Here is a 16,101-nt window from a genome sequence, read left to right on the forward strand (position 1 = left end):
AGGGTGCGATGTCTAACGTGATTATTTAAGAGACGGCTTCTATCTCTGTACTCCAAAGATCTGCTTGCTGCCGCTCCTGAGCGTGCATTTTGGCGGGTGTTGTGAGTTGATTCAGTTGTCTGCCTCATCTACCCTGAAACTCGTCATGCAAACTCCTGTCGCTACCGAACTTAAAAGTGAGAGTCTGCAACTGCTGCGGGAATATCAAAAATCGCCCTCTGCTGCACTCCGCAATCGATTGGTTCAGTTAAACTTTGGCTTAGTCAGAAAAGAAGCTCACCACTGGGTTAATCAATGCACTGAGAGCTACGAAGATCTGCTTCAGGTGGGAAGCCTGGGCTTAATTCGAGCGATTGAGCGGTTTGATATGTCAAAGGGTCACGCCTTTAGCTCATTCGCCATTCCCTACATTCGCGGTGAAATTCAGCACTACCTGCGTGATAAAGGCTCACCCGTGCGAATTCCGCGTCGCTGGCAGGCATTGCAGCACCAGGCTGCTAACATTACTCGCCAATTGCAAACCGAGCTGAACCGCCAACCAACCGATGCCGAACTCGCAGACGCACTGCAAATTCCCCTAACCGAATGGCAGGAAATCAAGCTGGCTTATCGCAATCGTGCGCCGCTTAGCCTCGATGCCCCGATGCGCGACGAAGAGGAAGGTTCAACTTCTCTGGGCGATCTGGTTCCTGATGCACAATACCAGAGTTTTCAGCTCGCGCAGGAAGACCAGATTCGGCTTCAGCAAGCACTGCATCAGCTTGAGAACCGCACCCGCGAAGTCCTGGAATTTGTGTTTCTATACGACCTGACCCAGAAAGAAACGGCAGAACGGCTGGGGATTAGTGCAGTGACGGTATCTCGCCGGGTTAAGCGAGGGCTGAAGCTGCTCAAAAAGTTGATGGTAACTGCAAACTAAGGATTGCAGATCGAATTTTTGCTGGGTGTTCTCTACCAAACTAGACGAGCAAGATGTCCATCCCACAAGAAGGACTGTGGATTAACTCTCGTTCTACGGAAAACTTGGCTGGAAGCTCAGCGGAAAAAGAGCAAGGAGAAAAATTATTATGATGAAGGCACGGCGATGCCTCTCGTCGCCTAATGAATCCTTCATTTGATAATCTCTTATGTCCGATGTTTCCCTCAGCGATCGCTATACTGCTCTGATTGAGCAAATCGTGCAGATGACCCTCAAGGGCAACATTCGCTCGAAAGAGCAAGTTCTGCAAATGCTGGCCGAGGGCATCGAGGCAGGCACAGGCGAACTGTTTGAGCGATGCTTGAGCGATCGAATCACGGCAACCGAGCAGCAGGCAGCCTCCGGCAATGAGCTAAAGCAGGCAAAGGCGGGGCGAATTCTGCGGGCACTCCAGACGATTCGCAGCGAGTGGGAACGCTGGCAGGTGCAGAATCAGGTAAATGCTGCCCTGGAAAGTGCCGTTCAGCAAATCGTAATGGCAAGTGGCGCAGAAACTGAAGATGCGTTGCGGGAGCTAATTCGCGTCACTGATCCGAACCGATCGCAGCCCTTAAGTCTCTCGCAGTGGCAGCAGCTTGGCAAACGGCTCCGGCAGTCACCTGACACCGAGGATTTGCAGCAGCTTGGGCAGGGCTTGATTCAGGGGCTGGAATCTTGGCAGCGGTTAGAAAATCATCTGGTGAGCTGGATCTATGACCAGAGCCAGGGACAGATTGGGTTTGAGGGCGTTCCGGGGCAGCGCGGACCCTGGAGGGTGTGGGCAAAGCAGGTGAATCGATCGCATCCGGCGAGTTTGTTTAATGCGCTGGCAATGAGTCAAGCCCCGATCGAATGGGCAGAGTCCCAGCCGACAACGCTGGCGGATTTTGTAGAGCTGGTCGTGATTTTGCGCTGCCTTCAGCAAGGGCTAGTGAACTGGTTTGATAAGCTGGTCTATAACTCAAAGGTGGGGGCAAAGCTCTCGATCGCCACATTCCTCGGATTTTCCCTGATTTGGTCACAGCTTGGGGATGGCTGGAGTCGCGCTTCATTTGCCGGACATCACCGCCTGATGCAGGCATCTTTTCAAATCACGCTGCAAATTTTGCGAACGTTTGCTCAGCAGTCTTACTTTCCGCTCTATGGCGGCATTTTTGCGTCCTTTACAGGTGAATATCTGCGGGATGCCCTCAGCTATCTGGATGAACCGCTGCGGCAGGCAGAAGGAACCCAGGAAAAAGCCCGAATTTTAACGCTGTTAGGATCTTCTGCAAGGGCAATGGGGCAGGTCGATCGGGCGATCGAGTTTCATCAGCAGGCGTTAGAGATTGCGCGAACTGCAAACGATACGATCTGCGAAATTGCCAATCTGAATCATCTCAGTCGCACCTATGTCGCGCAGGCAAACTTCAACGAGGCAATCAACTACAGCCAGCGTGCCGTAATCCTGAGCCGTCAGGCGGGCGATCGATCAGGAGAAGCAAATGCTCTGGCAAATTTGGGCTTTAGCGAAGTGTTTCAGGCAAGACAGCAGGAATACGTTGAGCCAGAGGTTTACGAAATGGCGATCGAGCGGCTCCAGCAAGGACTTCAGCTTACAGAGCGGTTAGGCGATCGGCAGAGCCAGGCGTTGTGCTACAGCAGTTTAGGCATTGCTCAGGTATTGGCAGACCAGCCGCAGGCAGCCCTGGAAGACCTGGAAAAGGGAATTTCCGCCGCCCAGTTCACGGGCGATGTTTATTTGCAGGGCATTAATCTGGCGTACCTGGCAGAGGCACACTATCGCCTGCAAAACTTTAGCAAAGCGATTCTCACGGGTTCACTGGGGATGTATCTGCTCGAGCAAATTGGCTCGACAAGCTGGCGACAAACTGCCGGACTGCTGATTGTGATTCGCGGACAGCTTGGGAAAACCGAGTTTCACAACCTGCTGGAGCAAGAGCGGCGATCGATCGTGGGGGTGATTGGGGTGGATGGATTTGATTATGTGCCGGAGCTGTTAAAGCGTTATCAGGAATAGTGGTCGTGAGATTTGGGAGGTTATTTGAGGAGTGGCAGTTCTCCTACATTGCCCCCTAAATTCCTTAACTTTTAACTTGCCGCTCTAAAAGAGCGAGGGGGGACTTTGAAACTTAGAAGAAGCTAATTTTCTCCAGAGTTGAAGGGCTGTGAGCAGTTTGGGCAAACCTCAATATCTTTCAATTGTCTGTTTGAAGTTAAAGGGTCATGGGGGCGATCGGCTCAATGTCAGGATCGTTGCCGCCGATTTGATTGGTTCGCAGTACCCAGACCGAGGCTCCTTCGCGCAGGAAAACCCGGACGACTGCATCGTTTGCCAGCCGGGGCAGCAGGGTACGCCAGCTCGTTAAACCCATCCAGAGGTTACGGAGGGGGCTATCTTCCAGGGTGCAGCCGAGGTTGTATTCGCCGCGTTTCCAGTCCGATCGCGCATCGCCTAAGGGCTGCAATTGTCGCTGGAGTGCTTTGCCGAGTCGGATGAGCTGGTCGTAGCGATCGGCTTGTGCGGGGTGAGTCTCGATCCATGCCTTGATAATGTCTGGATTGGTCCGTACGACGTGCTGAATGGCGCGAATACTGGCAAACAACGCTTGATTAGAATCTTGGGAGCAGTTGTTGGCAGGGCCAACATAGGTTCCGCCTGTGCCGTCGCCGATGCGATAGCGAGCGGTCATCACCTGGAGTTGGCGCAGCATAGTATCGAGCGGGGAAGGCTTTGTGCCGTTGTAGTCAAAATAGCCCGTAAATGCCTCCAGCTTGATCAAAATATCGCAGACCGGACGCACCCCCACCCAGCCAAACTGACGATCGCCTAGATATCTTGACCAGTGCAGCGTTCCGGCAATCAGTCCGTCGGTGTTGTGGGTGTAGACCTGATGATAGCGAATGTCAAACCGCAGCTCGTCAGCTAAGGGATCACGAACCACTTCTGCGACGCCATAGGCAAAGTGCCCGAAGAAGATCGGTGTTGCTGCCGCTGGCTCTCGCTTTTTGCCACCGATGCCGCCATAGCTGTGCAGCACGAGTGCTCGATCGCCTGCTTTCCAGGTATTCACCGCATCCTGAATTGTTCCGTCTTTAACTTCCTCGGACGCCTCAAGCAGCACAGAGCTAATTTTGCCTTTCTGTGCCTTGACATCTGCCCAGGCTTCGCGGTGGATATAGCGATAGGCGCGATTTCGTCCAAATAAAACGCGATCGGGCTGGAGCCGCAACAGCGATCGAGGGGCGATCGACTGCACGACAAACATTCCGGTCTTGTTCTGTGCCCCGTAGATATACCAGCCGGTTTCGTTCAGGTAAGACTGTTCGATGCCTTGAGTCGTGGAAGGAAAGCAGCCGTTTTGATCAGCGATTACAGGCGGCATTCTGACAATTTCGGTTCCACCGTCAAATTGGCGTGAGGCGCGGTTAAAGTGAACAACCTGGAAGCAATCGGTTCCGGCAATGGGCTGGATAAATTGGACGAGTGCGTAGAAGCGACCTGTAATCTGGACGGGTTGGGTGCGGATATAGAGGGTGGAGGTGGATGTAGAGGGGAGGGGATGCGGGGATGCGGGGTTGGGAGGGCTAATTTGGACGGGGTCGATTTGGACGGGGTCGTTGAGGAGGACGATAACATCATCGGCTGGATGCGAGCCTGGGATCGATTCGAGGGGATCGACTTGCTGCCAGTGGTTGAGGCGTTCGGGGTGGACGAGTCCGCCATATTCGCTGCTGAACTCGGCGTTGGGACTGAAGTGAACGTCGCGGGTGACTCGTTTGACGAACTGCTGGACTTCGGGATCGGTTGACCAGCGCAGTTTTACCCGTTGTCCAATGAGCGATTCATACTCTGGGGGCGTGTGATAAACCTCGAACCAGACGCCGCGCACCTGCTGCCGTTCGGAATGCTGAGGGAGGATGAGCCGTCCCATCCAGTTGCCGATCGGCTGATAGCGATCGAGATCGAGGGATTGCTCAATCGGGTAATAGTCGGGCGAATTAAAGGGGGCGCGTTTGTATCGTTGATAATTGCTGAGCTGATGTGGAACTCGCTCGATCGCCGGAATGAATTCACCGCGCAGGATTTTGAGAATCGATGCGATCGTTTGCTGAAGGCAGGTTTGCCCATCGGGAAGTAAAGCCTCCGGGTCCATCATTCCGCCCGGAATTTGATGCGCCATTGCCCCCATCGAGATCATGCTGATTTTGCCCTGCCGCTTTGCCCGATTCCAGTAGGACAAGAAAAATAGCTTCCAGCGACCGGGAAACATGACAGGACCAATTCGCTCGACAAAATCCTTATCCCCCACCAAATGGTAAAGGTGTTCAAGGACGAGGATATTATTGTTCGCGCTCATTACGCCGCCAAGGGAAATGACATCGATCGGTGCGCTCGTGGCTCTGGTCAGATACGGAGCGGCTGCAATCGACATTTCCCCGCCGCCGCTATAGCCGATCAGCGTAATCGGAACCCCGCTTCCGACGACATAGCCTCGCTCCTGTAAGCCGTTAAACAGCACTTGAGCAATGCCCTGGTTGTAGATCGGTCCATAGCGTTTGTCGGCGGAAACCGCGACGATGAGTACATTGCGGAGGTTAAGCAAAATTCCCAGCAGCGCAGTCGGATTGCTGAACCGCACCTTATCCGCCAACTGCCAGAGAAACGCGAGGGGACGGTCTTCGTTCAGCGGCTTGTTCAATACCGAGTACATCATCAGCCCCCGCACTAGCATCACGTCCCTGGGCAGGGCAGATTCCAGGGCATCTAGAAAGTCCATCACGTCCGGCGTGTATTCGTCGCCCGATTGCCCGATGCCATCCAGATAAACGATGTAGCGCGAAACGTTTGGGGCGGCTGAAGCCGTGTCCGCTGTTTCCGGTTCTCGCAGTGCGGTATTGCCAGAACTCGTGTCTAAATCATCGCCATACCAGCCAGCCCACCAGCCCAGCGTTTCCAGAGGAGCCAGGATTCCAGCAAAGACGATCGCCACTACGCCAATCCAGAGCAGGTCGACCAGAAAAATCAGCAAACTGGGCAGCGTGTTATACCAGCCAAACAGGGCTTCTTTGACCGGACGCAGCAGGATCGCAATGACGACAAACAAAATCGCCATTGCCAGCAGCGACAGCAGCTTAATTTGCTGAAATGAACTTTGTGCAGAAGATTGCGGCTCACTCGAGCCGATCGCATTTACCGCCATCGGTTCTTCGATCGAGAACGGTTCCCGTGCTGGCACATTCCCTTTAAGAGACTGGGAAGCCACGATTGCCGATGCTTGAGCCGCCTCTGCCAGCGATCGAACCCGATCGGGTTCTACTCGATTGCCACGTAGCCTGGTAACGCCCTGCTGAATTGGCTGCTCCTGATTTGCCTGTGGTGTTCGAGCTGCCGGGATTATCGGGGAGGCTGCCTGGGAAAAGCTCGACCGCACCAATTCTATTAGCTCTGCCTGCCTCAGTCGCAGCGGTACACCTGCCACCCGCTCGGCGAGCAGCTTTCCTAATCGGGCAATGGGCTGTCCGATCGTTCCTTCTAGGAGCTGAAGCACAATCCACCCGATCGCAACATAGCCAAACCCGGTTCCTGCCGTCACGCCTGCCACTGCCGAGAAGCCTACCACCGCAGACAGCAATCGCCACACTGACAGCACCGTGAGAATTGGAACCCCTAGATAGGGCAGCGCGCCCAGGAAGCTAAATAGCAGCGGCGCGTAGCTGAGTCCCAGCACTTTAATCAGGGTCAGGAGCGGGAAGCTCACTGCCCAGGAGACCCAGCAAATCAGCCAGGTACTTGCCACCAGAAACAAAAAGCCAAACGTAAACAGAATGGCATTCAGCAGCAAACTAAACACAAAGCGGGCAGGCTGCACCCGATTCACAAACAGAACGATCGCCTGCCCCAGTGACAACGACAGACCCGCTAGGAGAACGGTGAGCAGGGCAATCCAGAATTCGCTGGACAAAGACAGCGGCAAAGCGAGTGCGTCTATAAACTGACTGACGCTACGGTATGTCTCAGAATTCAGGCTTAGAGCTCCGCTCAGTAATTTTCCTGCGGTTTGCAACCCTTGAATTTCAGCACTCGACATAACGCTCGACATAGCAGCGGATTCAATCAGAAGATTTTGAGGAAAGATTAATCTAAGTCAGTTTAGCGTACGGCATCCCTACCCACAGATCGCCTGCAATTGGGGATAATTTTGCTGGAGACTCCCATCCGCCACTCGTAATTTCACAACCCATGCTCTCTTCGCGCTTTGTTCGATTCTTTCTGCATATTAATTTTCGCAATCTGCGTCAGGTGCTTCAAGAAGTTGGCGATCGACGGCTGTTTGGACTGTCGGCAGAGATGGCGTACAACAATCTGTTGGCACTGTTTCCCATGCTGCTCGGCATCTTGGCGGCGATCGGTTCGCTGAAAATTCCTCAAGATCGGGTCGATTTTGTGGCGCGTCAGCTCCTGCCCGTTGCGCCGCCCGAAGTCATCTTTCTGGTTCAGGGGTTTATTAACCAAACTCGGCTACCGCAGGGTCGAGTCGTCATTTCAATCAGTATCATTATTGCCCTATGGATTGCATCAGGGGCGGTTAGCGCGGCAATGAACGCAATGGATCAAATTTATCAAACGCCGCCTGCCGTGAAGCGATCGTTTTGGCAAGCAAAGGTAGTCGCCCTCATCCTGACCGTCGTTATGCTTGCTTTTACAATGAGCGCGTCCTATCTGGTGATGATCAGCGATTGGCTGCTGCGGTTGGGACTGGAGCGATACAATACATCGGCGGTAGTGGAGGCGTTTAGCACACTGATTGGCAGCTGGATGCGCTGGCTGGTAGCGTTGGGAATTGTGACGATCGCCTTTAGCATTTTGTATCGTCAGGGACCGAGCCGCTGGCTACCCGGCACGCCGCTATTACCCGGAGCGATGATTGCTGCTTTCCTCTGGGCATTAATGTCGCAGACGTTTAATCTCTACGTTCGCCACTTTGCCAATTTCAACTTCACCTACGGAACCCTGAGCGCGGGGATTGTGCTGCTGCTCTGGCTGAACTGGAGTTCGCTCATTGTGCTGCTGGGGGCACAAATGAATGTGACGATCGGGAAGGCAATGAGCAATCGATCGCGCAAATCTTCGCGGCAGGTGGGGTAGACCTGACTTGAGAAGTTGAGGCGATCGACTGAAGCGGGGTTCAAATGAGGGTTGACTTGAGAAGTTGAGGCGATCGACTGAAGCGGGGTTCAAATGAGGGTTTAGGATAAGCGCGATCGTTTTGAAATGGTTATCCTCAATCCGTCTGCTGCCAATGAAAGCAGAATAACCAGAATATTATTTATTCATTACCTAACCCAGATTAGGACTCTGTGCTAATAAATTTGCCAATCAATATTAGAAGCTTGCCGATTAGTTTTAAGTTTTTAGATTGGTTAAAGGATTGATTCCCGAATTTCCATTTTCATCCGTGATTGTTTTCTTTCGTATTGTAGTTTCCTAATTTAATGATTAGTCAATTTTCTTCCGGGGAATATCTGAATTATCACTAATCTCCGACGCTGCCCCCGCTATTTCCCGTTATCCCCAACCGTGAGGGACTTTGGAACCCAGAGTGAGCAAGGTTTTTCCCCGGAACTTAGAGGCTAGAGCATTTGTTCGAGATCTTAATAGTTCCCCAAACTTTCGCCAGTTCAAGTCTCCAGACCCGTTTTCTTGATTGATGGACAATTTGGGAAGGGCGATCGATTCCGTAACTAATTCCTCAATCAATTCCGCAACTAATTCCGTAGTTTAGTCAGGCGAGGAACCGTGCAAGAAACCATGAAAAAGACTGTGCAAAAGACTGTGTGAGGTTTCAAAAGACATCCTTAGAAAGCAGTTTGCTTCTAAGAAACAATCATTTTGTATTGCTCATTTCATCCACTTTGCTAACGCTGCACAGAAGGAGCAGAAAAAGTACAGAGAAACGAATTAGGGTCAAGTTGCTTAAAATTTCGCAAAAAGCCTGCCCCAGAATCGGGAATTCGGACGAAGATATTAGAAGGTAAAGCTACGGCTTGACAGCACTGATCGAAGAGGCTTTGCATGGACATCTACTGTACTCGTCCCAGTTGTCCAGATCCGGTCAACTCCTTCTCTGCGCTCGACAACAGTGTCACATTCAAGGCGGTGCAGCAGCGGTATTGTGCAGCCTGTACGATGCCCTTGATTCTGGACAATCGCTATCTGCCCCTGAAGCGACTGGGACGGGGAGCCTTTGGCCTGACTTTTCTGGCACTTGATCTGCGATCGGCAAAGCGGCGGCAGTGCATTGTCAAGCAGCTTCAACCCACAGGCGAACTAACTCCCAGCCAACTCGAAGCCGTCAAACGCGCCTTTCGCCGAGAAGCCGAAACCCTGGAAACCCTGGGCGATGAGCATCATCAAATTCCGTCGCTGTATGCCTACTTTGAGCTGACGACCCCTGAATTTATGGGGATGAAGTTTCACCAAACAGCGTCCAGCTATTCAGAAGAGTATTTTTATCTAGTTCAGGAGCGCATCGATGGGCAAGACTTGACTAAAGAAATTAACCAGAAGGGCCCATTGTCCGAGGCAGAAGTGCTGGAAGTCTTACGGCAAATTTTGCCCGTGCTTCAGTTTATCCATGAGCATGATGTGATTCATCGAGATATTAAGCCAAGCAACATCATGCGCGACCAAAATAACCGCATCTTTCTGATTGATTTTGGGGCAGTCAAGCAAGTTACCACTGGGATGCCGATGCAAAACTCGATCGTCTTCGGTACGCTGGGATTTGCTCCACCCGAACAGGTTGCAGGGCGACAGGTCTTTCCTGCCTCAGATTTGTATTCGCTGGCAGTGACGCTGCTCTGTTTGCTCACAGCCCGCGATCCCCAGGAACTCTTTCAGCCCTATGGCAATCCGCTAAGCTGGCGATCGGCACTTAGCGCAACCTCCAAGGAATTGCACGTTCAGGTGAGCGATCGGCTGGGAGAAGTCCTCGATCGAATGCTTCAGCCCATGCCCAAGCAACGGTATCAAACTGCGATTGAAGTCATGGGGGTGCTGTTTCCAGAGCTGTTGCCCTGTCACGGTCAGTCAATGGTTCAGGCTAAAAATCCAGCAGCTTTGCTCAATGCTGGGGATACAACTTTGCCCTTTCAAGACGACAATGCCACAATCGTGGCTCAGTCTACGAATGGTGCTGCCCATCCCTTGCCTAGCCCGGTGGCGAATCAGGCAGTTAATCAGGCAACCAATCAAAAAGCCAATCAGGCAACCAATCAAAAAGCAGAAGCCCCTGTCGATCCAAATGCCACGATCGTCAAACCTCCTGCAACCTCATTCCAGAAACCAAAACCGGAGATCATTCCCCCGAAAGCCCCACCGCCCGTGTTGCCAACAACAGTTCAACCGCAGGGTAATCCTCTGCCACCTGAGGCTCCTCTGACTCGGATTGCTGCTCCCCAATCAGGACTGACCGCAGATTTTCTGGTGCGCTGCCGGGAAGCTCTGGCCTATTACATTGGACCGATCGCCGGATTTGTCGTTGAGGAGGCACTGGAGCAGGGCAGCTACAGCTCTCAGCATCAATTTGTGGAAACACTGGCACAAGAAATTCCCGACCCTCAGGAAGCCCAGGAATTTAAGCGTCGCTTATTCTAGATGCTAGGGGTTTGGGTTAAAAGCAGGGTAGTTGATCAGAGAAGACGGTCGCATTCTAGCGAATAGCTGAACGCGAGTGCGGTGATATAAAAATGCAGATTGCATTGCAACTCGCTTTGCTGAACGTTGAAGAAGATTGTGATTTCCTTGTTCAATGCTGCTTTGCTGATGAAAATATTGTGCTTTTGCTTCTGGGGTCGATTGACCTTCTCTAATTCTCACTTTTTCGATTCTGTCATCAAAGAAATCTAAGCCTTTCATCTCGCTATGATGAATTGGAAATCCGCTTTTAATTGCTGCTAAAGCCATCGCGTAAGTTGGATGCTGATGCATTCCTAAAGTATCAGCGTAGATTGCTAGTTCGCCCCAAATCTTCAAAAATTCAAGTTCACGCTCCTCGCAGGCATTCACGGTAAACAAGAATTCATTAATGAACTTCAAATCCGGGCGATCGATATCAACACCGACTCGACGCGCCATTCTTTCAATTACAGATTTTTTATAGTGAAGCTTAGACGAGTTAGGATATTTATTAAACTGTTCCTGAATGTGTTTCTGAAAACTTCCACAGCTGCGTGCGGTTAAGCCGGGAAGAAAACTCAGGGTTTTAGGCACGGGGGCACAAATTCTTACGTCTGCATCTAAATATATGACTGTGGAAGCGATCGAGAGCGCGTGCCAGATCGCAAATCTTCTTTCGTGATAAGGCAGTACGCCCCGGCATGAATGTTTCACTGCACAAACATTAGAATTGCCTTCAAACCAATGAGGTCTATCTGTATAAATCACAAAGGAAGCATCTGGAGCAAACTGCTTCAAATCCTGTGCCAAAAGTTTTGCCATCAGATTATATTTCTCACCGAAGGCAGACGTACAAAAACAGAGAGAATCGATCGCCTTGCTGCTTTCAGCCATCGCTAAACTACACTCATTCGGTTTACAAAATTAACATCCAAGTATTCCGAAGAGGTTTCGGGGCAATGACAGCTCAAAACTCATCAACCCCAAAACTCATCATCGATACGGGTCAAGTATTCCCGAAACCAGGATGTAAGTATCTGGCATTCCGCAGGTAGACGAGAGGATCAGTGAAAAATCGATGCAAAGCAGAATCTAGGCGCAAATGAATCGTGCGGTCAGGATAAACCCAGGTTTGATCGCGATCGCCGCTTCGATTCGTCCCCCAGATCAGGAATTGGAATTAGAACTGATTTCCTGACTCATATCCTTGCCAATTTCTCTGCCCTTATCAGCCCGATTGAGCCGTCGCAGTGCCATTTCCAGACTCAGCTGCATCCGACGAAATGCGCGAGTTAAGCTGCCGATCTCGTCGTCAGACAGTTGCTTGAACTCAACGCCTGTCTGTCCGGTGCTCACTTCTTCGGCAAGTCGGGTAATGTGTTTGAGCGGACGAATGACATAGCGATTGAGCAATAGGTTGATCAAAAGAATAATGCCAATGAACGTAGCAAACACGATCGCAAGAATCAGCAGTGAAGATTGATTGGCTTTATGAATTACCGTATCTGCAGGAACCGAAATCATTTTCGCGCCTACAATTTCGTTGAGATGCCAGCCAAAGCCATTGCCCGAGCCATAGCGTTCGATCACTGTTGGGGGAGCAGCTTCAGGGGTGCTATGGCACTGAAGACAGCTTGCCTTACCAATCACGAGGGGACGCGCAATATAAAATGTTTCTCCACTTGCAGTCGCTCGAAAGCCGCTCAGCTCTTTTAGCTTGTCGTTAGCTCTAAACTGTTCGACCAGCTTGGCTTCAAAAGTATCTGCCTTGTCGCGCAGATTAGTGGGATTTAGCGTCGCTTCTTTGTAAAAGAAATCGCGGTATTCCGGATTTTTTCGCAGCAGTTCAAACACTTCTCGCGCCGAGTAGGCCGGTATGGTTTGCGGCAGGAATTTTTCGTCTAGCTGTTGAATCAGCTCTGGGTTGATTTGATTGGTAGTGTAGTCCCGAACGGAGGACATCGTTTCCAGCAAAATCAGCGCAGTTGAAGTGATATCGCGACGGGCGTTTTGTCGCAGCACTGCCGAGAGTGCCATGCCGCTGAGCACCAGTCCGCCCAGGAGGATGACGAGGAGGAGGGCAGTAAATTTTTGGCGGAGTTTGAGTTTTTTGAGCATGGGAGGGGTAGGGGCTGGGTTAAAGGCGGTTGATTAGGGTGATGGGGGTTTGTTTGATGTCGTCTTCGAGGGGGCGAATTTTGGCAACGAGCTGAATGAACTGGTCATAGTTAGGAAGTTTGCCGATCGATAAGTAGCCCGCATCAGAAACAATATCGGAAGGAGCTTCGAGCATTGCCTGCTGAATCTGCTGCTGAAGGGCAGGATCAAGGCTGGGGTTAATCAGCACGACTCCGGGAGGAATCCAGCGGCTTTTGTGCAGGACGCGGAAGGGGGTGGTGGGGAATTCTCGGTGATATTGCTCGAAGTCTTTTTCAGAGAGGGCAACGACATCAACGGATTGATCGTTGAGCCAGGTTAGGGCATCTTTGGGCGTTGGGGCAAACTTAACTCCGGCAAGGGTCAGCCCATATAGATCATACAGGGGCAGATAGTAGCCTGCGGCAGAGCCAGGTTGTCCAAGGGCGACGGTTTTTTGGGAGATGTCAGCGATCGCTTGCATCGGGCTATCTGCGCGCACAATCAAAAACGAGCGCTGCGTGTTGCTCAAGCCTTCGAGCGGAAACAGGGGTTTATACTGCTGTTCTCGAATCGCGATCGCTGCCAGACCGGGTGGGGCAAAAACCACATCCCATCGTTGACCTGTTACCTGATCGATCGCCTGGAGTTCGTTATAGGCAGGTTCAAGCTGGATAACTGCTTTGGTACGTTCTGCCAGATATTCCTGAAACCGCTCGTACTTTGCGGTCGAAGTTGCGATTTCGCCATAGCTGACCATGCCGATCGTAATTTCTTCAGACAGCACCGACTGATTGCCGCTACAGCTTGCGACGATTAGCCCCAGCAGGAAGCACAGAACCAGACGAACCAGACGTGATCTCATACTCCAAACTCCAGGTAGAGCGCAGATGAACTAGGATGAAACACCAAAATCAGAGCGAGACAGAGCCGCATCGGGCGATGAGAAATTGCTGAGCGTGGCAAATAAACCGCCTGTCCCAAAGCCTGCTGCCGATCGATTTTCGTTGTAGTAGAGATTACCGGACGAGCGAACGTAGGTGATCAGGGCGTTGCTGTTCTGTGCCCTGGTTTCGTTTCTGACGGTAGCAAAAGAAATTCTTCTGTCCAGTTGAGTAAAGGTCGTGCGATCGAGAACAATTTTATCTTTACCGCGCCTAAAATCTGTAATCACATCAACACCCATTGTCACTGCATTAAACGGACTGTTGATATCAAATATGAATCGGTCTTTACCGCTCCCACCCGTGAGTTGATCATTGCCTCCGCCACCTGTGAGCCGATCGCGCCCTCTTTTTCCGAAGATGTAGTCATTTTCTAATCCTCCAACAAGAATGTCAGGGGCATCTGTACCCATAAGGATTTTTTCATTATCAACAACGGTCAGGGTGGTTTGGGTTGTTGCACCTAAAGTCGCTCCTCCGGTTGGGTTGGTTAGCGTGAAGAGAGCAGTTTCGTTGCCTTCCACCAGGATGTCATTAACAATGGGCACGCTGACAACTTGTTGAGTTTCTCCGTTAGCAAAATTAACCGTTAGCGGAGCTGCAAGATTATAGTCAAGCAAGTTTTGGGCAGTGCCACCAGTTGAGTTGAGCTGAACACTCACTGCGCCACTGCTGCCGCCTGTGCGAGTCAGAGTAATGCTAGCCGTTCCGTCTGCTTCATTCACTTGAATCGTATTTGAACCAAACTGAATTTGACCAGAGTTTGGAGGGGCAATGTCATTATCAACAATGGTCAATGTGGTTTGGGTTGTTGCGCCTAGAGTCGCTCCTCCGGTTGGGTTAGCGAGTGCAAAAAGAGCAGTTTCATTTCCTTCCACCAATGCATCATTAACAATGGGAACACTGATAACTCGCTGGGTTTCTCCATTAGCAAAGTTAACGGTCAGTGGAGCTGCAAGATTATAGTCAAGCGAGTTTTGGGCAGTGCCACCGGTTGAATTGAGCTGAACACTCACTGCACCACTGCTGCCACCTGTACGAGTCAGAGTAATGCTAGCTGTTCCGGCTGCTTCATTCACTTGAATCGCATTTGAACCAAACTGAATTTGACCCGGAGGAGGAGTATCCAGCACGACGTTGAACGCATAGGCTGTGTTTGCTCCAGTTTCCTGATACCACACTGAGTAAGTGCCCGGACCAAGCTGACCTGTTCCAGCAGGACCAGCCGCCACTCCTACCGATGGCTCAAGCAAGTCTTGCCCTATCTCATCGGTATCAATTAACTTGCTCACCGAAAAAGTACTCGCGTCTGTGAGTGAAGGGAACGCGCTACCCGGAGTTAGAGCAAAGTAGGAGTTGCTTGCTCCGCTATAGCTCTGTAAACCAATCGCAGTGACCGTAGAGCCAGCAGGAACCACAAACGTAAAGAAATCTCGATCGCCTGGCGGATTGCCCCCGCCTATTGTGGTTCCGGTAATCACGTTAGAGCCGGGAGACAGAGCGATATTCGTTGGTACTGCCGAATTACTAGACAAATCCCCATTAATAGCTTCGTTATAGTCTGTCATTTTCTTTCACCTGTTTAGATCATTTTGCCAATGAAGCGATGTACAGGAAATTAAGCAAGAATCTGTTAAGAGAAAATACATTAAGCGAAATAGACTGCACGAAAGAGTAAAAACGATCGGCTTAATGGGTAGATGAACAGCTAATTGACAAGCCGTAAATGACTGAAGCACAAAACAATGAACTTATATTGGTTGAATCAAGGAATGCGATCGCAAACCAGGAGGAAAAGATTTTTCAGAGACGATCGCAAACCACTAGCAAGCACATTAAGCAGTGAAACAATCTGAAGCCGAGAACACCAGAGGGAAAACGATTTCAATCAAACACACGACTGCCGAACCCATCTAAAAGCAACATCAAACTAAGCTCTCCGCCATTTGCCCATCCATTCACCACCGCGAAATCGCCAGCGCGGAAACAGCAGGCGCATCACCATCCAGGAGGTGAGATAGACCGCCAGCCAAACTGCGCCATAGTGCAGCACAAATGGTCTGAAGTGAAAAGCAGCGCGATCGAGATGGGGCAAAATATCAACTTGAAACAGAATTGCAATCAAAATTCCTTCGGCAATGCCCGCGAAAAACTGAAGCAGTCCGGGCCAGTCGTGATCCCAAAGATATTGCTGCAAAAAGTTATACAGCACGTCCCAGGCTAAGCCAATGATGCCGACGTAGAGCAGCACCCAGTAATAGATTGAGCCTGCCGGAGTGCCCGCCCAGCCTGAAGCAAAAATCCAGGTGACGAGTAAGCCGATCGTGCAAAGGAGGAAGATTCGAGTTTGCCAGCGTCCGTAAAGGGTGGGGGTCATAGGA

10 protein-coding genes are annotated in these 16,101 nt (G+C 51.1%); 4 read left to right on the top strand and 6 right to left on the bottom strand.

What is annotated here, in order from left to right; genetic code table 11:
• The first annotated feature begins 145 nt into the window (after window positions 1-145).
• Together NDA02_RS07175 and NDA02_RS07180 are read left to right on the top strand one after the other, a co-directional pair.
• Complete coding sequence (locus NDA02_RS07175; protein WP_190792912.1) at window positions 146-919, top strand: RNA polymerase sigma factor SigF; 774 nt, start codon at window positions 146-148, stop codon at window positions 917-919.
• A 208-nt stretch (window positions 920-1,127) separates the two neighbouring features.
• On the top strand, window positions 1,128-2,978 hold the full coding sequence (locus NDA02_RS07180; protein WP_190792913.1) for a tetratricopeptide repeat protein: 1,851 nt from the start codon (window positions 1,128-1,130) through the stop codon (window positions 2,976-2,978).
• Between the two features lie 196 nt (window positions 2,979-3,174).
• Here the strand turns inward: NDA02_RS07180 and NDA02_RS07185 are convergent, their stop codons facing one another.
• Window positions 3,175-7,062 (bottom strand): CAAX protease, encoded by a 3,888-nt coding sequence (locus NDA02_RS07185; RefSeq protein ID WP_242067430.1) that lies wholly within the window; start codon window positions 7,060-7,062, stop codon window positions 3,175-3,177.
• A gap of 140 nt (window positions 7,063-7,202) precedes the next feature.
• Between NDA02_RS07185 and NDA02_RS07190 the strand changes: the two genes are divergently transcribed.
• Together NDA02_RS07190 and NDA02_RS07195 are read left to right on the top strand one after the other, a co-directional pair.
• Window positions 7,203-8,108, top strand: a complete 906-nt coding sequence (locus NDA02_RS07190; RefSeq protein WP_190792914.1) for a YihY/virulence factor BrkB family protein — start codon at window positions 7,203-7,205, stop codon at window positions 8,106-8,108.
• Window positions 8,109-9,035: 927 nt separating this feature from the next.
• Window positions 9,036-10,619 carry a serine/threonine-protein kinase gene (locus NDA02_RS07195; protein ID WP_190792915.1) on the top strand — a complete coding sequence of 528 codons (1,584 nt, stop codon included), beginning with the start codon at window positions 9,036-9,038 and terminating at the stop codon, window positions 10,617-10,619.
• A 3-nt stretch (window positions 10,620-10,622) separates the two neighbouring features.
• Here NDA02_RS07195 and NDA02_RS07200 read toward each other — a convergent pair whose 3' ends face one another.
• The 5 genes from NDA02_RS07200 to NDA02_RS07220 all read right to left on the bottom strand — a co-directional run bounded on the left by NDA02_RS07200 (window position 10,623) and on the right by NDA02_RS07220 (window position 16,097).
• Window positions 10,623-11,534, bottom strand: coding sequence for a hypothetical protein (locus NDA02_RS07200; protein ID WP_190792916.1), 912 nt, complete (start codon window positions 11,532-11,534; stop codon window positions 10,623-10,625).
• A gap of 273 nt (window positions 11,535-11,807) precedes the next feature.
• On the bottom strand, window positions 11,808-12,758 hold the full coding sequence (locus NDA02_RS07205; protein WP_348246172.1) for a DUF3365 domain-containing protein: 951 nt from the start codon (window positions 12,756-12,758) through the stop codon (window positions 11,808-11,810).
• A gap of 19 nt (window positions 12,759-12,777) precedes the next feature.
• Window positions 12,778-13,641, bottom strand: a complete 864-nt coding sequence (locus tag NDA02_RS07210; protein WP_190792918.1) for a PhnD/SsuA/transferrin family substrate-binding protein — start codon at window positions 13,639-13,641, stop codon at window positions 12,778-12,780.
• Window positions 13,642-13,671: 30 nt separating this feature from the next.
• Entirely contained in the window at window positions 13,672-15,288 is a 1,617-nt protein-coding gene (locus tag NDA02_RS07215; RefSeq protein ID WP_348254711.1) for a Calx-beta domain-containing protein, read from the bottom strand.
• A 362-nt stretch (window positions 15,289-15,650) separates the two neighbouring features.
• Window positions 15,651-16,097: a hypothetical protein gene (locus tag NDA02_RS07220; RefSeq protein ID WP_190792920.1), complete on the bottom strand. Its 447-nt coding sequence runs from the start codon at window positions 16,095-16,097 to the stop codon at window positions 15,651-15,653.
• Window positions 16,098-16,101 lie beyond the last annotated feature (4 nt).

The sequence above is a fragment of the Leptolyngbya sp. ST-U4 genome (genome assembly GCF_039962215.1).
Taxonomy (GTDB): domain Bacteria; phylum Cyanobacteriota; class Cyanobacteriia; order Elainellales; family Elainellaceae; genus Leptolyngbya_A.

Bases quoted from the DNA above. Each gene is read 5' to 3' on its own strand.
- NDA02_RS07220 (WP_190792920.1), bottom strand. From the start codon at position 16,097: ATGACCCCCACCCTTTACGGACGCTGGCAAACTCGAATCTTCCTCCTT.
- NDA02_RS07190 (WP_190792914.1), top strand. From the start codon at position 7,203: ATGCTCTCTTCGCGCTTTGTTCGATTCTTTCTGCATATTAATTTTCGC.
- NDA02_RS07185 (WP_242067430.1), bottom strand. From the start codon at position 7,062: ATGTCGAGCGTTATGTCGAGTGCTGAAATTCAAGGGTTGCAAACCGCA.
- NDA02_RS07205 (WP_348246172.1), bottom strand. From the start codon at position 12,758: ATGCTCAAAAAACTCAAACTCCGCCAAAAATTTACTGCCCTCCTCCTC.
- NDA02_RS07180 (WP_190792913.1), top strand. From the start codon at position 1,128: ATGTCCGATGTTTCCCTCAGCGATCGCTATACTGCTCTGATTGAGCAA.
- NDA02_RS07215 (WP_348254711.1), bottom strand. From the start codon at position 15,288: ATGACAGACTATAACGAAGCTATTAATGGGGATTTGTCTAGTAATTCG.
- NDA02_RS07195 (WP_190792915.1), top strand. From the start codon at position 9,036: ATGGACATCTACTGTACTCGTCCCAGTTGTCCAGATCCGGTCAACTCC.
- NDA02_RS07200 (WP_190792916.1), bottom strand. From the start codon at position 11,534: ATGGCTGAAAGCAGCAAGGCGATCGATTCTCTCTGTTTTTGTACGTCT.
- NDA02_RS07210 (WP_190792918.1), bottom strand. From the start codon at position 13,641: ATGAGATCACGTCTGGTTCGTCTGGTTCTGTGCTTCCTGCTGGGGCTA.
- NDA02_RS07175 (WP_190792912.1), top strand. From the start codon at position 146: ATGCAAACTCCTGTCGCTACCGAACTTAAAAGTGAGAGTCTGCAACTG.